Source organism: Pedobacter yulinensis, assembly GCF_003029735.1.
Lineage (GTDB): Bacteria > Bacteroidota > Bacteroidia > Sphingobacteriales > Sphingobacteriaceae > Pedobacter > Pedobacter yulinensis.
The window spans coordinates 184,411-204,360 of the sequence record NZ_KZ686271.1 but is presented as its reverse complement, the minus strand read 5'-3'; the positions used below and the strand labels follow the sequence as shown (position 1 = coordinate 204,360).

Genomic DNA, 19,950 nt, shown 5'->3' with positions numbered 1-19,950 from the left:
TTTTTTCTTCTCTTCCTCTTCAGCTTTTCACATCTCCCGTTCCTTCCGAACCGGGCTGCAAAGGTAGCTAACTTTTTGGCTTCTGCAAGAAATATTTTAAAATATTTTCTCCCCGCTTTTCCGCTGCTCCCTTTAACTTCAGCTGCTGCTTTTCAATACCTCCAAATCAGTCAAAAACTTCGTTTCCGTTGCATCTGCCCTCTTTTCGGCGTCCCCCTTCCTTCCGAAGCGGAGTGCAAAAGTAGAAACATTTCCCCTTCCATGCAACACCTACCGCCTTAATTTTTCGTACGCTTTTGCTAACTCATTGATTGTCCAGCAGAAAAAATTCAAAAGCAAGGCAAACATTTGGCACAACGAAAGTGTTTTGACGCAGTTTGAGCTGACCTTGGTGGGGGTTCTTGCTGTATATACATATATATACTATATAGATGATAGATGGGAGCCTCGACATTTTCAAAACTTGGCTGACGGCAAGCGGGAGATTCCTCACCGGAGGTTTCCGAGCCCTAGTAATCAGGAAACAGTTTCGGAATGACGAGGGGTTAGACGCCATGGTCATTGTTCTTTGTTCTTTCATCTTTGATCAACCCAGATTCATCTTTGATCAACCCAGATTCTACACCCCGGTCCTGATTGCTGATTCCACTCCCGAACCAAACCGTTATCCCGAACGCCAACACAGCGCGGAGGGATCCCGCTGTACGGAGTGCTTAGCTTGTTATGTTGCGGTACAAAACCTGGGATGACCGCAAGCGGAGGTTCCTGCTTCCATAGCGATTCTAGCCGCTCATTGCCGCGGAGGCTACTTCTTTTCCTCGCCAAAAAGAAGCAAAAGGCGGGCGGCTGTGTATCTCTTCTTGCATAAAAGCATTCAAAGTCTGAGGGCAGCGGGAAAAGGCCCGGATACCCTTGCACCAGTCTATTCCGGGCTGGTTCCCCGCCTTGGTCGTTCGCAACCTCGTTAGAGCCCTGCAAGACTTTGCATTCTTTTCTGCGGCGAGAAGATACAAGGCCGCTTCGCACCGATCAAAGGCAGTAAGAAAACTTTCGAGAATCGTGCTATCATCAGACACTGCTTCTGCACGACGCAGGCTAAGGCGCTCGGGTCTTTGCTCTTTGTTCCTTAATCCTTGATCCATCAGCACCCTGCAGGCTACGCGCCCCCACCCAACCAAACCGTCATCCCGAACGCCAGCACAGCGCGGAGGAATCCCGCTGTACGGAGTGCTTAGCTTGTTATGTTGCGGTACAAAACCTGGGATGACCGCAAGCGGAGGTTCCTGCTTCCATAGCGATTCTAGCCGCTCATTGCCGCGGAGGCTACTTCTTTTCCTCGCCAAAAAGAAGCAAAAGGCGGGCGGCTGTGTATCTCTTCTTGCATAAACGCATTCAAAGTCTGAGGGCGGCGGGAAAAGGCCCGGATACCCTTGCACCAGTCTATTCCGGGCTGGTTCCCCGCCTTGGTCGTTCGCAACCTCGTTAGAGCCCTGCAAGACTTTGCATCCTTTTCTGCGGCGAGAAGATACAAGGCCGCTTCGCACCGATCAAAGGCAGTAAGAAAACTTTCGAGAATCGTGCTATCATCAGACACTGCTTCTGCACCACGCAGGCTAAGGCGCTCGGGTCTTTGCTCTTTGCTCCTTAATCCTGCTGTTAACGAGAGCCTGGAATACGGCAAGCGGGAGATTCCTCACCGCAGGTTATCAAGTCATAGCAATCAGGAAGCGGTTTCGGCATGACGAGGGGTTAAACGCCGTATTCACTGATCTTTTTTCTTTCACCCTTGATCAATTCAGGTTCTGCTCCCCAGTCATGATTCCTGATTCTCGATTCCACTTAATCCAACTGTTAAATTATGTTAACCCCTTTGTCCTATGACGCACTTTGGCTAGCTTAGCGCACAATTGTTTTTATTGACGTTGTCGTATTATTACCTTATCTTTGCAAAATGTTTAAAATTAAGCACGTATTTATTGTGTTCATGATGGCTTCCATGGTCTTCGCCGGATGTAAATCCCGGTTTGAGAAGATCAGGTTGAGCAATAACCTGACAAAAAAGTATCAGGAAGCCATGCGCCTTTACGGCAAACGTGACTACAGTAAAGCGCTGATACTTTTTGAAGAGCTCTCTCAAAAATACCGGGGCATTTCAGGTGCAGAAACCCTGAACTATCATTATGCCTATACTTTATATCACTTAAAGGATTATACGACGGCCCGGTACCAGTTCAAATTTTTTGCCGATACATATCCAAGCAGTCAGTACGCCGAGGAATGCCGCTACATGAGCGCCTTCTGTTATTACCAGGATTCGCCGAATGCCACGCTGGACCAGGAAAATACCTATAAGGCTATTGATGCCCTGCAGCTGTTTATCAACCTTTACCCGAAAAGTGAACGTGTAGCCCAGGCCAGCAAACTGATCTCAGACCTGCGCGGTAAACTCGAAGACAAGGCTTACGCCAATGCCAAAATGTACCTGGACATGGGCGATTACGATATCCGCAATTATAAATCTGCTGTTGTCGCTTTCAAAAACGCGCAGCGCGACTATCCGGATATCAAATATGCCGAGGAAATGGATTTCCTGATCATCAAGGCCCAATATTTGTACGCTAAAAACAGTCTTGAAAACAGGCAGGAAGAACGATATACCGAAGCGATTGGTTTTTACAATGACTTCGTGGAAGCCCATAAAGACAGCAAATACCTGAAAGACGCCGAGCAGCTCAAAAAAGCAAGCGAAGAAGGCATTGAGTCGGCAAAAAAATATTTGGCTGCCATTGCCGAAGACCAGGCTAAATACAAGGCATTCCTGGAGAAAACGAAGAAGCCTGATACCGTTTTTAACAACACCATTCTTAAAAAAAGCAACTAGATGAATACAATTAAATCGTCTGTACCCAATACCACGGTAACGAGGAACGTACATGACCTAGACAGGTCTACAGGAAACATCTACGAATCGCTCGTGATCATTTCAAAACGCGCCAACCAGATTTCCAATAACATGAAAGAAGAGCTCCATGGCAAGCTGGCCGAGTTCGCTTCATCAAACGACAACCTGGAAGAGATTTTTGAAAACCGCGAACAGATCGAGATCAGCAAGCACTACGAGCGCATGCCGAAACCTACGCTGATTGCGATGGATGAATTCCTGAACCAGAAGGTTTACCACAGAAATCCTGCAAAAGAGCAGAAATAAGGAGCCGTTTTGCTTCTGGCATTTAAGATGCTGAACGAAAAAAACATTATCCTTGGCGTTTGCGGCAGCATTGCCGCCTATAAGTCGGCCGTTCTGGTCAGGCTGCTGGTCAAAGCAGGCGCAAACGTCAGGGTTATTCTTACCGAAGGCGGTGAACATTTCATCACGCCGCTTACACTTGCCACACTTTCTAAAAATCCCGTTCATAGCACCTATTTCGATGCAGAAACAGGTGTATGGGCCAACCATGTTGAGCTCGGCCTCTGGGCAGATCTGTTGCTCATTGCCCCGGCCACTGCCAACACTCTGGCTAAGCTGGCAAACGGGCTTTGCGACAGCCTCCTGGCAGCGGTCTATTTATCGGCGCGCTGCCCCGTGTACGTTGCACCTGCTATGGACCTCGACATGTGGGCGCATCCGGCTACCCGGGCGAATATGGCAACACTTCAGCGACATGGGGTTACGCTGATTCCGCCGGGCAATGGCGAACTGGCAAGCGGGCTCTCTGGCGAAGGCCGCATGGCCGAGCCCGAAACCATGCTCGATTTTATTCAGCAAAAGCTGACCGGCCCATTGCCGCTGGCTGGCAAATTTGCCCTGGTAACAGCCGGCCCCACCTATGAGGCGATCGACCCGGTTCGTTTTATCGGCAACCATTCTTCCGGAAAAATGGGTCTGGCACTGGCCGTCGAATTGCACAAGCTCGGTGCCAGCGTTACACTTGTTGCCGGCCCGGGTACCCCTGCATCGCCCGAAGGGCTGAACCGGGTAAACATCCGTTCGGCCAGCGATATGCTGCAGGCCTGTCTGGAATATTACCCTGCCGCAGATATCACGATCATGAGCGCTGCAGTGGCCGACTATCGTCCGGCGCAGCCTGCCGGTCAGAAGATCAAAAAAAACAGCCCCACGCTGACCATCGACCTGGAAAAAACGCCCGACGTGCTGGCGACGCTGGGGGCTCAGAAACGTCCCGGGCAAACGCTGGTCGGTTTCGCCCTTGAAACCGAGCATGAAGAGAGTTATGCACTGGCCAAACTGGACAAAAAGAACCTGGACCTGATCGTACTGAACTCCCTGAACGACCAGGGTGCCGGTTTTGGCACAAATACAAATAAAATTACGATCTTTAACAGGAACGGAGAAAAAACAGCCTTTGACCTGAAGCCGAAAACAGCGGTGGCCAGCGACATTTGTGCGGCTGTCCTCAGGCAAATGGGCCTTTAATCCGCGTATTTTCAACGCGACATGAAACCTAACATCTTTATACTGCTTTCCCTGCTGCTGCTTTGTTTGATGCAGCCCCTGCGGGCGCAGGAATTGTTGTCGCGTGTGCAGGTCCTCGCTCCCACCGTCCCGAACATCAACAAAAATTCGATGGATCAGCTGCAGAAAGCGGTACGGGATTTCCTGAACAACAACAAATTTGGGAGTGAAGTCTACCAGCCTCAGGAACGGATTGATTGCATCGTTGTGCTGACCATCAATGCCTGGGACGGTGGATCATCTTACAAAGCGCAGGCCCAGATCCAATCAAGCAGGCCTGTATACGGCACTTCTTATTATGCCACGCTGCTCAACATGAGCGATCCGAACTTCGATTTCAACTACAGCGACGGGCAGACCATTGATTTTTCTGAAAGCACATTCATTTCGAACCTCAGTTCGCTGCTTTCTTTTTATGCCTATACGATCATTGGCCTGGATAAAGACAGCTTTTCCAGCCTCGGCGGCTCATCATATTACCTGAAGGCCCGCAATGTGATCAATCTCGCGCAGACATCGGGAGGAGCGGGCTGGCGCGCATCTGATGGCCTCAGGAACCGCTTCTGGCTAAACGAAAACCTGACCAGCAAAAATTTCGAACTGCTGCGCAGCTTCATTTACACCTACCATTTCAGGGGACTCGACCAGATGGCCAGCAACCGCAGCAAAGGCGTTACCAGTCTCCTCGAAGGCCTGCTGGAGCTGGGCACCCTCGACAAACAGAAGCTGGGTTCCATTTTTCCAAACGTCTATTTCGCCTCGAAGGCAGATGAAATTGCAAGCATCCTGTCTACCGCAGAACAGCCCATTCGCATGCGCGCCTTTAACCTGCTAAGCGAGATAGACCCTGCAAATACCGGTAAATACGAAAAATTGAAGATGCCCTAATGCTTCATTACTACGTTGTACCACTTCGTTCTCTTACATTTTATTTTATCGCTGATCGGCCCGAAGCTGGCACTCGTCGATTTTATCTGCCCGCTGGTCGAAATTTTTAATCAAAGATTTTGACTATACGAAACCATTCGTACATTTGTCATACGAAACAATTCGTATATCAGCATGAGCAAGGAAAACGTAAAACCAACCGAAAGTGAGATGGAGATTCTGCAGATTCTGTGGAGCAAACGGGAGGCTTCGGTGCGCGAGGTGCATGAGGAGCTCGCAAAGTCGAAAGAGGCGGGTTATACCACCACCCTCAAACTGATGCAGATCATGTACGAGAAAGGGCTTGTAAACCGGGACGCCAGTTCCAAGACCCATATCTACACCGCACGGATTAGCCGCGACCAGACCGAAAAACAATTGGTTAGCAAAATGATCAGCAACATCTTTAATGGTTCAGCATCAAGACTGGTTATGCAGGCACTGGGAAACCGCACGGCAAGCAAGCAGGAACTGGACGAAATCAGGGCTTATTTAAACGAACTCGAAAACAAAAAATAACAAGGTTATGGAACCTCTCTTTCAAAGTCTGAGCAAAGCATTCGGCTGGAGCATTCTGAATTCACTCTGGCAGGGTGCAGCCGTTTATGGCCTCCTGTTTATCGTCATGGTCGGCTTCCCCAAAATGAAAGCCCGCCTGCGATACAACCTTGCATTTGGTTCACTTGTACTCATGTTTGGCCTTTTTCTGGCCACGTTTGCCAGGTATTACGAACGTGCCAGTACCATTGTCGTTTCGGCGCCCGTGCAGGTTACCGGTCAACACCTGCTGAAAGAGAAACTGAAAGAGCTGCCCCTTAGTTTCGGCGAAAAGGCAGAAGCGTATTTTCCCGTCATCGTTGCAGCCTACCTCCTGGGCATGCTGCTGCAGTGTTTTATTGTATGGAAAGGCTATAGCCGGTTAAATAACCTTCGGAAAACGGGTCTGCAGCCAGTTCCCGAAGAATGGCAAGTCATTTTCAACAGGGTCAGTGCGGCCATCGGCCTTAAAAGAGCGGTTGGCTTCAGCCTTTCAGCGCTGGTAAAGGTGCCGATGGTGGCCGGATACCTGAAACCGGTTGTGCTTTTCCCCTTCAGCCTGGTATCCCAGATGGATGCCGAACAAGTCGAGGCAATCCTCATCCACGAGTTGTCGCACATCCGCAGAAATGATTACCTGTTCAACCTGCTGAAGACGGCGATCGAGACCCTCCTGTTTTTCAATCCCTTTGTCTGGCTTGCCGGGCGCTTTGTACACATTGAGCGTGAGCATGCCTGCGATGACCTTGTGCTGAAACACACGAACAAACCGCTGGACTACGCACATACCCTGCTTAAGCTGGAAATTATACGTGACACGGAAGAGCCGGCCGCTATGGCGATGGCGGCCAATGGGCAGCCGCAGCACCTGTATCAACGCATTAAACGCATTACAAACATGAAAACCAACTATCTGAATATCAAACATCAGCTTGCAGCCCTTACTTTTGCGCTTGCATGCATCGTATCCGTAGCCTGGATTAGTCCGAAAAAGGCTTACGTTAAAAAACAGGCAGACAAACAGGTAAAGATGTTCGTCGCTACGCAGGGTGATGCCACCATTGCAGCTTTCGGATCGACCAACCTGAACATTCTCCAGGATACGACTAAAAAGAAAAGACAGATCCGCATCATCACGACCGATGCAAAGGGCCGTACCCATGAGTACCGCTCCTTCTCTGAGCTTCCTGACAGCCTGAAGGCCGCTGTCTATTCTGCTGATGACGTAAACAACCTTGTTCGCACGGTAACTGATTCGGCTTATCTGAATGCGGTAAGAAACCAGGCCGTCCTGATTACAAAGCGTTTCAATTCACCGCAGGAGCTTGCCAAATGGCAGAAATTCGGTGAGGATATGCAAAGAAAACTTGCGTCGCCAGAGCAACAGGCCAAGTGGAAAAAAATGGGTGAAGAGCTTGCAAAACGATTTAATTCGCCCGAAGAACAAGCCAAGTGGGAGAAGTACGGGAAAGAAATTGAGAAAAAGTTTAATTCGCCGGAAGAACAGGCCAAATGGAAAAAATTTGGGGAGGACATGGAGAAACGCTTCAATTCGCCTGAAATGCGTGCCCAAATCAGAAGAATGGATGACCAGTTGGTGAAGCAGTTTAGCAGCGCAGAAGCACAAGCCCAGTGGAAGAAACTCGGCGAGGATATGGAGCGCAAATTCAACAGCCCTGAAGAACAGGCAAAGTGGAAGAAACTCGGCGAGGATATGGAGCGCAAATTCAACAGCCCTGAGGAACAGGCGAAGTGGAAGAAACTCGGCGAGGATATGCAGCGCAAATTCAACAGCCCTGAGGAACAGGCGAAGTGGAAAAAACTCGGCGAGGATATGGAACGAAAGTTCAATAGTCCGGAAGCTCAGGCCAAATGGAATCAATTGGCTGGAGACATGGAAAAACAATTCAATTCGCCCGAGGCTCAGGCGAAGTGGCAAAAGTTTGCCGATGAACTGGCCGCGCAGTTCAGTTCGCCGGAAGCTCTTGCGAAATGGGAAAAGCTTGGGAAAGATGTGGCTGAGCGGGTCAATACACCCGATTTCCAGGCTAACGTCAGGGCCATGCAAGGCCGGGTAAACTCGGTTGAATGGAAAAAGCGGCAGGACGGCATGACCCGGATGGCCGACTCCATGCATCGAAAGTTCGACTCGCCTGCCTTCCGGATGAATCATGAAAAAATGAAACTCCATGCAGAAAGCCTGCGCAGGCAATTCGATTCGCCAGAGTGGAAAGCCAAAATGGCCGAATTTAAAGCCCTGAAAGACAACAAAGAATTTCAGGCACTGCAAAAGAAATACAATGAAGATGTAGAAAAACTGCGCCGCAAAGTTGCGGAAGAGAAAAAGAAACAGAACTAAGCGGGCCCCCGAAGCCCTGCAACGAATTTTCCACACAAACAATAACCATGAACAAAGGCTGCGACCCGGAGAAGGCGCAGCCTTTTTAGCTTGCTGCGCTTTTGAAAGCTAACCGCTTTATGTTAATTTAGCAGCACATATGCTGCAGAAACTATCCATCCGGAACTATGCCCTGATCAATGAGTTGGACATTGCATTCGATTCCGGGCTGAACATGATTACTGGTGAAACGGGTGCCGGCAAGTCGATCATGATCGGCGCCTTGTCCCTGATTCTCGGTCAGCGTGCTGAAAGCAAATATTTTTTCAACCAGGATAAAAAATGCATTATTGAAGGGCATTTCCAACTAAAAGGCGACAGCCTTCGTCCGCTTTTCGAAGAACTCGACGTCGATTTTTCGCGCGAGACCATTTTGAGACGGGAAATCTCTACAGACGGGAAATCGCGTGCATTTGTAAACGATACGCTCGTCAACCTGACGGTTCTTAAAGAAGTTGGTGAAAAGCTGGTCGACATCCATTCCCAGCATGCCACCCGCGAATTGAACGACAGTGACTTCCAGCTTTCTGTGATCGATACCCTTGCAGGCCATGCCGAGCTGCTCGAAACTTACCGGGGCGGCTTCCGTCAGCTGAAAAAAGACAAAGCGCGGCTGGCAGCACTTGAGCTGGAGGCCGCTGAAAGCCGCAGCCGGCAGGATTACGAGCAATTTCTGTTCAGCGAGCTGGAAAATGCCCGCCTGCAGGAAGGCGAGAAAGATGCGCACGAGAAGGAGCTGGAGCAGCTGAGCAACGCGGAGCACATCAAAAAGGCGCTTTTTACCGCTGCCGGTCTGCTGAATGATTCTGAACAAGCGGCTTCTGTTTTGCTGAAGGAAGCCGTTCACCAGCTTGCCGGAATCGAAAAATTCGGAACTGAGTTTGAATCGTTGAATGAGCGCCTGCGCTCAGCCCTGATCGAAATCAGGGACATTGGCGATGAAGTTCTCGGACTTGAAGAAAAGACCCAGATGAGTCCAGGCCGTCTTGAATTCCTGGAACAGCGGCTTGACCTGATCTATAGCCTTGAACAAAAGCACCGGGTGCAGGGAATCGAAGCATTGCTTGCCGTGATGAACAACTTAGCTGATAACCTGAGTCGCCTGCAATCGTCTGACGAGGAAATTGCCAGACTGAGCAAAGACATCGTAAACCTGGAAACCACGTTGGCGGGACAGGCAGCAAGGCTGAGTAAAGACCGGAAAGCAGCAGCACCGAAGGCTGAGAAAGAACTTGCCACCCTGCTCGCTTCGCTAAGTATGCCCGGGGCACAGGTAATTTTCCAGCTGAGCAGTCAAAACAGCCTGGGAAAGGACGGAACCGACCAGATCAACCTGCTGTTCTCGGCGAATGCCGGGCAGTCTCCGGCGCCGGTAAACAAAGTGGCCTCGGGTGGGGAATTGTCGAGGCTGATGCTGGCGATCAAATCCATTCTGGCGCAAAAAAATGCGCTTCCGGCCATTATCTTTGATGAGATCGATACAGGCATTTCGGGCGAGACCGCACTGCGCGTAGCCCAGGTAATGGATGACTTGTCGGGTAACCTGCAGGTGATCTGCATTACACACCTGCCACAAATTGCCGCCCGGGGAAAGGCGCACTTCTTTGTGCACAAGAAGGCTGCCGGCGAGCGCACCACCACCGGCATCCGGAGGCTTGAACCCGAAGAACGGGTGGCAGCCATTGCCGAAATGCTGAGCGGGAAGAATCCGGGCGCATCAGCACTCGAGAATGCCAGGGAGCTGCTGGGATAGCAATTCGGGCTTGACAATCCAATAAAAAATGTACCTTCGGGTGTTTAAATAGCTAAACCGGACAGCCCACAAAGCCGGCCGGATCAATTAAAAACAACAACAACATGTACAATTTACTCAAAGGTAAACGCGGCATCATTACCGGCGCACTTGATCAGAACTCCATTGCCTGGAAAGTGGCAGAGAAAGCCCACGAAGAAGGTGCTTCATTTGTGCTGACCAACGCTCCTATCGCCATGCGCATGGGCGAGATCAAAAACCTGGCAGAGAAAACCGGTTCTGAGATCATCCCTGCTGACGCCACAAACGTTGAAGAACTAACTAACCTTTTTGTTCAGAGCCAGGAAATTCTGGGCGGCAAGATTGATTTCGTTCTCCACTCCATCGGCATGAGCGTCAACATTCGCAAAAACATTCCGTATACAGAATCCAATTACGATTATTTTGCAAAAGGCATCGATGTATCGGCTATGTCATTCCATAAAATGCTGAGCGTAGCAAAAAAACTGGACGCCATTTCTGAGGGCGGCAGTGTCGTTGCCCTGACCTATATGGCGGCACAGCGCACCTACCCGTTTTATACCGATATGGCAGACATTAAAGCCATGCTGGAATCTATAGCACGCAGTTTCGGCTACCATTACGGCAAAGACAAAAAGGTACGTATCAATACGGTTTCGCAATCCCCTACCAAAACAACAGCCGGAACCGGCATTAAAGGCTTTGGCGATTTTTACGACTATGCAGACGCCATTGCACCGTTGGGTAATGCCGATGCTGAGTCTTGCGCAGACTATTGCATCACGCTCTTTTCAGATCTGACACGCATGGTTACCATGCAAAACCTCTTTCACGATGGCGGATACTCCACTACCGGTGTGAGCTCAGAAGTGCTGGAAAAAATGGGCATAAAAGCATAGATATAAAAAGTTCCTTCGGGAACTTTTTTTTCTTGCAGATAAACTAAAAAATTAGTTTATTTAAAGCATGAGGTGCCTTTCTCTTCTACTTTTTTCATGTCTGCTGCTGCTCGCACGGTCGGTATGCGGTCAGGACACTTACCAGATCTCGGGGGTGGTAAAAGCCAGAAATGGAGGTGTGCTGCCAGGGGCCGGAATTTATGTAAGCGGCTACAAGCTGGGTACGGTTGCTGACAACAAGGGAGCTTTCAGCCTGCCGCCCCTAAGAAACGGCACGTATGACCTGCTGGTTCAGATGATCGGATACTTGCCCCTCAGCAGGCAGGTAACCTTGAGCGGTTCTGGGCTGAACGTAGAACTGGTCATGGAAGAGAGTGTAACCGTGCTTAACGAGGTAGTTATTCGTCCCGACCCCGACAGGATGAACCACCTGCGCATTTTCAGGGAAAGTTTTATTGGGCTGACAGAGAATGCTAAAGATTGCCAGATTCTGAACCAGAACGTGCTGCGTACCAGTTTCGATCCTGAAACACGGATTCTCCGCGTCAGTGCAGACGAGTTTCTGCTCATTAAGAACAAGGCGCTGGGTTACCGGATCAAATACCTGTTGAAGGAGTTTGAATTCAATATGCGCAGCAAGGTCATTTATTATGCCGGCCTGCCAACATATGAAGACCTGAAAGCCTCTGCGGCGCGCTTACGCCGTTATCAAAAAAAAAGGCTGGAGGCTTACAGTGGTTCCACGCAGCATTTTTTCCGTTCATTATATCGGGGCCAGACGGCCGAAGAAGGCTTTATCATCCACAAACTGCAAACCAGGAAAAATTTTAACAGGCTACCGGACAGCATCATCGATGCCAACCTCGAACGGCTGCTTGCTGCGCGTGAGCGGCATGAAAAGCTGGTTATCACAGCAAATGATTCGATCTCTTTCTGGTCTAACATGAAACGCCAGCCAGCAGAAATGACCATTTTAGACAGGAGCCCGATTAATCCGGACACCCTGGTCAGAACACACAATGCCGACTTGCGGTATGTGCAAAATCCTGACCCTTTATATGTTGTTTATACGCGCGAGCGGGAACCGCAGGAATTCCGCATGCGGATTGGCATGTCGCTGAACAGGCCTCCTGATATGCCCGATTACCAGGTGTCGCTGGTCAACCTCTTGTCGCGCCCGCTCTATTTTTACGCCAATGGTGAAATTACCGATCCCAGAGGTGTGCTGTATGAAGGCATCTGGGCTTGGGAGAAAATGGCAGACAGTGTGCCCATGAACTACGCGCCGCCCGCAAAGCAGCGATAGTGTTGAAAAATATCTCATGAAAATACTAAAATTATTAGCATTTTCATGGTATGAAAAACGATGCTGAGAAACCGGACTATTTTAAAGGCAGGGGTGCACAGTTCAATCCACACAACCGCTTCCTGAAAGGCGATTACGTCAAAGAGCACGAAGAGGGCATTGACGATTGGGAAGAGTCTGACCGCCGCACATCGTTTATCCAGGAACATTCAAAAACAATCGTCAATAAGGTCGACAGTCCTGACGTGGGCATGTTTTATTCGCTGAATCCCTACCAGGGCTGCGAGCATGGCTGTACATATTGTTACGCACGCAACGCGCATCAATACTGGGGTTATAGTGCGGGACTGGATTTTGAACGCAAAATCATCGTGAAACCGGATGCCCCTGCCCTGTTTAAAAAATTCCTGGAGAAAAAGGGCTGGGATGCCAAACCTGTTTCTCTGTCGGGCAATACAGATTGTTATCAGCCGGCAGAACGAAAGTTCCGGTTAACACGACAGCTGCTCGAAATTGCGCTTGCCTACCGTCAGCCCATCGGCATGATCACCAAAAATGCCCTTGTTCTACGCGATCTCGACATTTTGCAGGAAATGGCGAGAATGAACCTCGTTTTTGTTTTCTTTTCCATCAATAGCCTGAACGAAAAGTTGAGGCTAGTTATGGAGCCCCGCACGGCAACCGCCAAACAACGCTTCAAAACGATGGAAGCACTGAGCAAGGCTGGCGTTACGACAGGTATCATGACAGCCCCGATGGTACCGGGTCTGAACAACCACGAGATTCCGGATTTGCTGCGGACCGCAGCCGATGCTGGCGCTCAGCGCGCAGGTTACACAATTGTGCGTCTGAACGGTGCGATCGGCCAGATTTTCGAAGACTGGCTGCGTAAAAATTTTCCTGACCGATTTGATAAGGTATGGCACATGATTCAGAGCTGCCACAATGGAAATGTCAACGACAGCCGTTTCGAAACGAGAATGCGTGGCGAGGGAAACATTGCAAAAATGATCAGCGACACGTTCAGGCTGCATTGCCGGCTCAATGGACTGAATACAAAGGAGTACCGCCTGGATTCCTCACTTTTCAGGGTTCCCGGCTCCCAGATGAAACTATTTTAGGCGGCTTCTGCAGGGTGTTTCCGGGTTCGCAGCAGCATGCGGGCAACGTTGTATGTATTGCGCGAGCGCCCCCTTGTTGCTCTTCCGCTCGGCCACTGCCGGCAGCAGCCTGGCTTTGCTAACGGCCGTCAAGGGGGTTCAAACAGACGGCACTGTGAAAAAAATCCCGGCAGGTGCAGGAAGCACCGTGCCGGGACTTACAACTTTAAAGGGCAATCTCCTGATTGCCCCAGGTTCGCATCAGTAGCGGTAAATGTTCACTTCGCCCAGGTGCGTATTGCGGGTACCTGCATTTCGCGGCTCCAGTAGCGTAACACGGATGTAGCGCTGAAAGCCTGGTGTAACCGGATAAGCCTGGAAAGAGGTATTTGCCGGGTTGAATGTCAGGTTGCTGCCCAGCGTGGTCCAGGTAGTCCCATCTTTGCTCCCCTCGACGTTGAATCTGACGGACCCGTTGCCATTATTCTGCCTTGGTGCAAGATCCACGCGGGTTACATAGATCTCGTTTTTCATATCAATGTTGATCCAGTGTGGATAGGTAGGCTCCGCGCCGAGGTATCGCGAATGCCAGAAGGTATTAACGTCGCCGTCAATAACCGCAGAAGCCCGTCCGTTTACGAGGCCTTCGCCGGCCAGTTCTTCAGAACTGGCTGTAGCAGTCCAGCCCGTTTTGGAAGCCAGACGTTCACTAAGCCGCGGTGCAACGATCATAACCGTTTTAACAGAGGGATTGATCACATAACCTGATGCACTGGTGATGCTGAGCGGCAGCAAATAGTCTTTCTGAGAATCGAATTTCTTTGAAAAATACTTTACCGTGATCAGATCAGACGTTTGTCCGCCTTGCGGAATGGTTACATTCAGCTTATCGATTGAGTAGGCATCGGCCGGAAAGCGCTCATAGGGCACCTGGCCGGAGCTGAGCCGCTGCCTGTTCAGGCTGTCAAAGGCCCGGGCATCCTCAGCAAAGGTAACCGGGATCGGTGAAGCCGGCTTGCCGAGCATCCCGATGGATGCGCCAAACGTGAACGTACGGGCTGTATCCGCGAATGGAAAGATGGTCAGATTTTGCAAACCCTTATTCGACTTGGCAGCAAATACAAGCGCATTGTCTTTCGAATCAGTCTCCTCGTTATATGGCTCGTCTTTTTCACAAGCGGCAAATAGGAAGAGTGCCGCCGCGCCCCAGCTCAATATAGATTTATAGTTTGTTAACATGTTCGTGCTTTTAAAATTTCTGATTTTCCTGGTTCCTGTCCGGAGCTAGTATCCGGGAAACTGAACCAATTGTTTGTTCCTGTCCATTTCGTTTTGTCCGTAGGGCAGAAAATAATACCGGCGTTGCCACACGGTGCGGGTAAACGCAACTGTACGGGTATGAAAGGCAGGGTCAGAGAGCGAAGTCCCCGCATCCATGTTCATTCCAAAAAACTGGCCACCCTGGTTAGATCCTGGCTGGTCAGGGATTTTCCAGCGCCGCACATCATAATACCGGTGGCCACCTTCAAAACAAAGTTCGATCCGCCTTTCCAGTCTGATCTGGTTACGCATTTCAGCCTGCGAAAGCCCTGCCGCCAGCGATGGAAGGCCGGCCCGGTTGCGCACCGCATTCAGGTACTTCAGGATATCGGTATTTCCAGGCTCGGCCTCATTCAAAGCCTCTGCGTAGTTCAGATACAATTCGGCAAGACGAATCAGCATGGCTGGGCGGGCCACCGTTACCGAGGGATTTACGCTGAACGTTGGATGAATGTTCTTACGCGCAGTGTAACCGGTTTTCGGGAAATCGCGCGGTGCCCCCGATTTGCCAGAGGTCCCGGTAAAGAAAAACTCTACGCGTGCGTTATTTTCACCTGTTTTTGGTACGCCGGGATTTACGGCACCATTAAATGTTACGTAGGCGTAAAACCTTGGCTCGCGGTTGGTATACATGGTGTTGGTCCCTGCCACATAATAAGGTGTGGCTGTATTGGTATAGGTGTTTTCCCGGTAACCGGCATTGGTACTGATGGTCGTGCCGTCTGCCATCCGGAAATCATCTACGAGGTTTTGCACCACAGCCAAACCATTGTACGCGGTTCCCTGTGTGGACCGTGGCGCCGCGCTAATCTCCCAGGCGCCGCTAATGGCTGTTGCCGTACGCAGCCAGATGCCTTCGGCTTTCCAGCCATCCCAGTACAGATCGCGGACCGAAAGAAAAGCCGCCCGGAAAGGATCTGCATTTGTTGCTTTGTAAAGTTGTTTGCCGTTTGCTTCTGCCAGATCGATTGCTGTCTTGGCGGCGTCTGCCGCTTTTTTCCAGCGGGTGGCGTCATAGGTTTGGTTGAACAGCTGCTTGCCATCGAGATTCCGGAAATCAGAAAGCTCTGTGTTGCCATTAAATAACGGACTGGCGTGGTACAACTGGATTTGCGACTGTACTGCTGTGATGATGATCTTGTTGATGCGCCCTGTTTTGGTGATGTCGAGTGAAGTGTCGCTGCCGGTGATGTAATTATTGAGCGGAACTTCGGCTTTCGCCTCTTCCATCTGTGCGAGCACAAAACTCACGCATTCATCCCATGAACTCCGGGGAATCTGGAAGTTGTCTTCAGGTTTGGCTGATTTCAGGGGCGCAAGTACGACCGGGCCAAGCTGTTTCATGAGCTGCCAGTAATAAAATGCCCTTAAAAACCGGGCTTCGCCTTTGTACTGCTTGATCAGTTCGGGTCCGTTCACCAATGCTTTGATCTCTTCGTTCCGGTCAATGTTTTCCAGAAAGACCGTGGCCAGGCGGATTTTTTCATACATTGCATTCTGGCTCGACGGGTTGGCGTCTGCATTGATTGCCCCGCTGTTAATGGGCGGGTTTGTCCAGTTGCCGGCATCAAGCTCGTCTGATGATATAGGCAGACTGTTCGTATAGGGCTGGTCCCAGGGATCCAGGATAGAACCGTAAAGTCCGGCAAGCCAGCGCTCTGTTTGCCCGCGGTTCGTAAAAATATCGTCAACGACCAGGATATTATCAGGAACCGTATCAAAATAACCTTTTTTACAGCCTTGCGGCGCCATCAGCAGCAAACAGCAGGCCGCCGATAAAAGTATCTTTGTGTATTTCGTTTTCATGTTTAGCTTATTTGAAGTTTGCGCGTAACCCGATGTTGTAATTGGTGATGTTTGGATATGAAGCGCCATTGCCGTCGCCAAGTTCAGGATCCCAGAACTTCCAACGCGAAAAAGTCAGCAGGTTCGTGCCGTTCACATAGATCCTGAGCCGGTTCATGGCGATCTTCTTCAGGAACTCGGGATTGAAAGTGTAGCCAAGTTCAGCGCTTTTCAAACGCAGATAGTCGGCACGCTGAATCCACCAGGTGCTGGTGTAGTAATTGGTGGTTGCATCCTGATTGGTAGAAAGTCTTGGATAAAAAGGCCTCGGATCAGGATTGGTAGGGGTCCAGCGGTTTAACACCTGCGTATACATGTTGCCGTAAGACGAGCCCTGCGAAAACGGTGTTGTACCGAAGCCACCAGCATAATTGAAATCAACAAGTCCGGCACCCTGGAAAAAGAGGCTGATGTCGAATTTTTTGAATCCGCCGCCAAAATTCAGACCGTAAATGATTCGCGGTACGGCTCCGTAACCGATCGCCGCCTGGTCATTTGTATTGATGATGCCGTCGCCATTCAAATCTTTATACCGGATATCGCCAGGGCGTATGTCGCCAGACTGAGTAGCAGCGTTGTCTATTTCTGCCTGGTTCTGGAACAGTCCCGTAGCAATGTACCCGAAACGCTGGCTGATCGGCTGGCCGATCCTGTTCAGGTAGTCGTAACGCCAGGGTGGTAAATTATCTTTAACGGCCAGGTTCTGGTTGTAGTTGAACGTTCCGCGGAAACTGAAGAAGTTTTCAGTGGTAAAATTTTTCGTGTAGTTCAGTGTCAGGTCAACACCTCTGTTGGCTGTTTTGCCTATGTTGTTGTAGGGAATGTTGCCTGTTGTAAAACCTGAGTTGTAAGGAATCACAAAGTTAGGCATGAGTATACCACGGCGGTCTTCCTTAAACAGTTCTGCAATGATCTGCAGGTCGTTTTTCAGGAAATTCAGCTCAATCCCCAGGTTCTGGCGATAGGAACTTTCCCACTGTACCTCTCCTCCGATCCGGGATTCGAAATAGCCGGTCAGCCCCTGCGTTGATCCGGGCTCGCCGAAGGTATAGCCCCCGCCTTCGCCGATCGTAGTCAGGTAGAGGAACCTGAAGTTGGGATCAGACAAAGCTGCATTTCCAGAAACACCATAGGTGTACCGCAGCTTAAAATGCGGAATGACTTCCTTCAGGTTCTCAAAAAATTTCTCGTTCGAGACAATCCAGCCCGCACCGATCGAAGGAAAGAAACCAAAGCGCTTGCTCGGCACAAAGTTGTCTGAACCCGAGTACGAAAAGTTACCTTCGAGAAAATAACGGTCACGGAAGCCATACGTAGCACGCCCTACAAAATTACGCTGCCTGTAAGGAATGGCGGCTTTGTAGCCGATCGGCACAACCCTGGCGGTCGCATCACTGAAGTCTGACTGGTTAAAAAGCAGCAGGCCGGACAAATCATGTTCGCCAAACTTTCTTGAATAGTTTAACGAAGCTTCAGAATAGAAACGGCGGTCACCGAACCGGTCAAGAACAAAATTCAGCGCATTGGTGCCTGCGGTGGTGATTTGCGTTTGCAGGTTCCCGTTTGCATCGCGACCGGTTGCCCAGTAAGTCTGCAGGGTCCTGGCACGCGTCAGGTTGTTATTGATATTGACATCAAATGCAAACATGGCCGAGACGTTCAGTCCTTTGGTCAGCACGCCCAGGTCTTGCGTTACTTTGATGTTGGACCGGATGGAGTTGTTATAGGAATTGGTTACACCTGATTGCGTAAGTGCCATTACCGGACTTTGCAGTGTACCTGCCAGCTGCGGCCACTGTCCATTCGAATAGCGGGCGGGAATGACATGCGGCGCTGTCGAGGTTCCCAGCCCAAAAATCGAATTCACACCGTATGATGGCTGGTTTACATTCGTGATAAAGCCGTTCAGACCAAAAGCCAGTTTGGTGGTTTTTGTGACATTGACATCGATATTACTTGTAAAATTGAACCGGTCGAGCTTAAGCGTTGAGTTGTAGCTTTGTACTTCATCACGTTTAAACATACCCACCTCATTGTAGTAACCTGCCGAAATGTAGTATGCCGCGTTTTCCGAGCCGCCATTGATGTTCAGCGTTGCGCGTTTGCTGTTCCCAAAATCGTTGAACAGTTCGTCATACCAGTTCATGTTCGGGTAGAGGTCGGGATCTGCGCCGGATGCATGTTTGTCGATGCGGTCCTGCGTATACTGGGCAGTTCTGCCCCTCATGGTCAGGCCCTCGTTGTATAAAGTCATAAACGTTGGCGCATCGATAAACTCGGGTAAACGGGTAAATTTGCTGATCGCATTGTTAAACTCGGCATTGAGTACCGGCGGCCCCGCCTTTCCCTTTTTGGTGTTGATGATGATAACGCCGTTTGCACCGCGGGTACCATAAATGGCCGTTGCAGATGCATCTTTCAGGACGGTAAAACTTTCCACATCTTCCGGATCAATGTTGTTGATGGTCCGGTCGGGCACACCGTCTACCACCAGCAGTGGGGTTTGCGGGCTTGAAGCAAAGGTGGCAATGCCGCGAATAAAAATATCAGAACCGTCTGCTCCCGGTGCGCCGCCACGCTGGTAAGCGACCACACCGGCCAGCCGGCCGGCGATTGCCGAGGTCAGGTCGCGTACTGGCAATTTCAGCTCTTCGGGTTTAAGCGTAACCTGCGCACCTACCAGGCTGGTTCGCTTCTGGCGACCGAACCCTACAATGGCTACCTCTTCAAGGCTGCCCTCTTCAGGAACGAGAACCACGTTCAAATCCACGCGGTTGCGTACGGCGATTTGCTGGCGTTTGTAACCGATATAAGAAAATTCAAGGGAATCGGTTGGTTCAACCTCGATAGAATAAGAACCTTCTGTGTTGGTAATCGTGTTGCGCTGCTTTCTGCTTACTTTAACCGTCACCCCGGGCATACCCTGGGCCAGTTCATTGCGAACCACACCTGATACCCGGACCTGTCTCGCCGGCGCCTCTTTGGCAATACTTGGCTCTGTCCGGCGAACAATGGCAAACTGCCGGTCGTCTATTTTGCCAAGATCGAATCCCAGTTCGCGCAATTGCGTGGTAAATGAAAGAATGGCTGTAGCCGCTCCTCCTTTTAGTTCGTCGGCGGGAATACGAAAGCTTTGTAAGCCGCCCTGGGTACTCACAATACTGATTTTATAACGCTTGAACATGAGCTCTATGGCCGTGTTCAGGTCTGTGGCGGCAGGACTGGTTGCAGACTTACGGCCCGCCACCCTGGATGCCAGTGCCCCCGGTTGTTGAAATGCTTCAGCTACGGGTTGGTAAAGCAGCAGCATCCACAAAAAAGAAAGTAAAATTTTAATCTTCATCGAATTTGGTTTTAGAATAGTTGATTG

14 protein-coding genes are annotated in these 19,950 nt (G+C 50.3%); 11 read left to right on the top strand and 3 right to left on the bottom strand.

The features are described 5' to 3' along the window. From C7T94_RS19575 to C7T94_RS17615, 11 genes are all read left to right on the top strand, one after another. A partial coding sequence (locus tag C7T94_RS19575) for a hypothetical protein (protein WP_204353319.1) occupies positions 1–282 on the top strand: 282 nt, incomplete at its 5' end. 1,669 nt (positions 283–1,951) lie between these two features. Then, the gene (locus C7T94_RS17660) at positions 1,952–2,881 is read left to right on the top strand and encodes an outer membrane protein assembly factor BamD (protein ID WP_107217126.1); all 930 of its coding nucleotides are present in this window, start codon (positions 1,952–1,954) and stop codon (positions 2,879–2,881) included. After that, on the top strand, positions 2,882–3,208 hold the full coding sequence (locus C7T94_RS17655) for a DNA-directed RNA polymerase subunit omega (RefSeq protein WP_107217124.1): 327 nt from the start codon (positions 2,882–2,884) through the stop codon (positions 3,206–3,208). 27 nt (positions 3,209–3,235) lie between these two features. Beyond that, positions 3,236–4,435 carry a bifunctional phosphopantothenoylcysteine decarboxylase/phosphopantothenate--cysteine ligase CoaBC gene (coaBC, locus tag C7T94_RS17650; protein ID WP_107217122.1) on the top strand — a complete coding sequence of 400 codons (1,200 nt, stop codon included), beginning with the start codon at positions 3,236–3,238 and terminating at the stop codon, positions 4,433–4,435. 21 nt (positions 4,436–4,456) lie between these two features. Next, entirely contained in the window at positions 4,457–5,362 is a 906-nt protein-coding gene (gene porD / locus C7T94_RS17645; RefSeq protein WP_107217120.1) for a type IX secretion system protein PorD, read from the top strand. A gap of 174 nt (positions 5,363–5,536) precedes the next feature. Continuing rightward, complete coding sequence (locus C7T94_RS17640) at positions 5,537–5,920, top strand: BlaI/MecI/CopY family transcriptional regulator (protein ID WP_107217118.1); 384 nt, start codon at positions 5,537–5,539, stop codon at positions 5,918–5,920. Positions 5,921–5,927: 7 nt separating this feature from the next. After that, on the top strand, positions 5,928–8,297 hold the full coding sequence (locus C7T94_RS17635; RefSeq protein ID WP_107217116.1) for a M56 family metallopeptidase: 2,370 nt from the start codon (positions 5,928–5,930) through the stop codon (positions 8,295–8,297). Between the two features lie 139 nt (positions 8,298–8,436). Further along, the gene (recN, locus tag C7T94_RS17630) at positions 8,437–10,089 is read left to right on the top strand and encodes a DNA repair protein RecN (RefSeq protein ID WP_107217114.1); all 1,653 of its coding nucleotides are present in this window, start codon (positions 8,437–8,439) and stop codon (positions 10,087–10,089) included. A gap of 104 nt (positions 10,090–10,193) precedes the next feature. Next, entirely contained in the window at positions 10,194–11,009 is an 816-nt protein-coding gene (locus C7T94_RS17625) for an enoyl-ACP reductase FabI (RefSeq protein ID WP_107217112.1), read from the top strand. 67 nt (positions 11,010–11,076) lie between these two features. Then, complete coding sequence (locus C7T94_RS17620; RefSeq protein WP_107217110.1) at positions 11,077–12,315, top strand: carboxypeptidase-like regulatory domain-containing protein; 1,239 nt, start codon at positions 11,077–11,079, stop codon at positions 12,313–12,315. Positions 12,316–12,365: 50 nt separating this feature from the next. After that, positions 12,366–13,436, top strand: a complete 1,071-nt coding sequence (locus C7T94_RS17615) for a PA0069 family radical SAM protein (protein WP_107217108.1) — start codon at positions 12,366–12,368, stop codon at positions 13,434–13,436. 240 nt (positions 13,437–13,676) lie between these two features. On the opposite strand, the gene C7T94_RS17610 is transcribed toward C7T94_RS17615, so the two are convergent. From C7T94_RS17610 to C7T94_RS17600, 3 genes are read right to left on the bottom strand one after another with little or no spacing between them, the layout of a single operon-like run. After that, positions 13,677–14,654 carry a discoidin domain-containing protein gene (locus C7T94_RS17610; protein WP_107217106.1) on the bottom strand — a complete coding sequence of 326 codons (978 nt, stop codon included), beginning with the start codon at positions 14,652–14,654 and terminating at the stop codon, positions 13,677–13,679. A gap of 45 nt (positions 14,655–14,699) precedes the next feature. Next, positions 14,700–16,541, bottom strand: coding sequence for a RagB/SusD family nutrient uptake outer membrane protein (locus C7T94_RS17605; protein WP_162618751.1), 1,842 nt, complete (start codon positions 16,539–16,541; stop codon positions 14,700–14,702). Positions 16,542–16,548: 7 nt separating this feature from the next. Continuing rightward, positions 16,549–19,923 (bottom strand): SusC/RagA family TonB-linked outer membrane protein, encoded by a 3,375-nt coding sequence (locus C7T94_RS17600; protein ID WP_107217103.1) that lies wholly within the window; start codon positions 19,921–19,923, stop codon positions 16,549–16,551. Positions 19,924–19,950: the final 27 nt, after the last annotated feature.

Excerpts from the sequence above, each read along its gene's own strand:
- C7T94_RS17660 (WP_107217126.1), top strand. The coding sequence starts at position 1,952 with ATGTTTAAAATTAAGCACGTATTTATTGTGTTCATGATGGCTTCCATG.
- C7T94_RS17655 (WP_107217124.1), top strand. The coding sequence starts at position 2,882 with ATGAATACAATTAAATCGTCTGTACCCAATACCACGGTAACGAGGAAC.
- coaBC (WP_107217122.1), top strand. The coding sequence starts at position 3,236 with ATGCTGAACGAAAAAAACATTATCCTTGGCGTTTGCGGCAGCATTGCC.
- porD (WP_107217120.1), top strand. The coding sequence starts at position 4,457 with ATGAAACCTAACATCTTTATACTGCTTTCCCTGCTGCTGCTTTGTTTG.
- C7T94_RS17640 (WP_107217118.1), top strand. The coding sequence starts at position 5,537 with ATGAGCAAGGAAAACGTAAAACCAACCGAAAGTGAGATGGAGATTCTG.
- C7T94_RS17635 (WP_107217116.1), top strand. The coding sequence starts at position 5,928 with ATGGAACCTCTCTTTCAAAGTCTGAGCAAAGCATTCGGCTGGAGCATT.
- recN (WP_107217114.1), top strand. The coding sequence starts at position 8,437 with ATGCTGCAGAAACTATCCATCCGGAACTATGCCCTGATCAATGAGTTG.
- C7T94_RS17625 (WP_107217112.1), top strand. The coding sequence starts at position 10,194 with ATGTACAATTTACTCAAAGGTAAACGCGGCATCATTACCGGCGCACTT.
- C7T94_RS17620 (WP_107217110.1), top strand. The coding sequence starts at position 11,077 with ATGAGGTGCCTTTCTCTTCTACTTTTTTCATGTCTGCTGCTGCTCGCA.
- C7T94_RS17615 (WP_107217108.1), top strand. The coding sequence starts at position 12,366 with ATGAAAAACGATGCTGAGAAACCGGACTATTTTAAAGGCAGGGGTGCA.
- C7T94_RS17610 (WP_107217106.1), bottom strand. The coding sequence starts at position 14,654 with ATGTTAACAAACTATAAATCTATATTGAGCTGGGGCGCGGCGGCACTC.
- C7T94_RS17605 (WP_162618751.1), bottom strand. The coding sequence starts at position 16,541 with ATGAAAACGAAATACACAAAGATACTTTTATCGGCGGCCTGCTGTTTG.
- C7T94_RS17600 (WP_107217103.1), bottom strand. The coding sequence starts at position 19,923 with ATGAAGATTAAAATTTTACTTTCTTTTTTGTGGATGCTGCTGCTTTAC.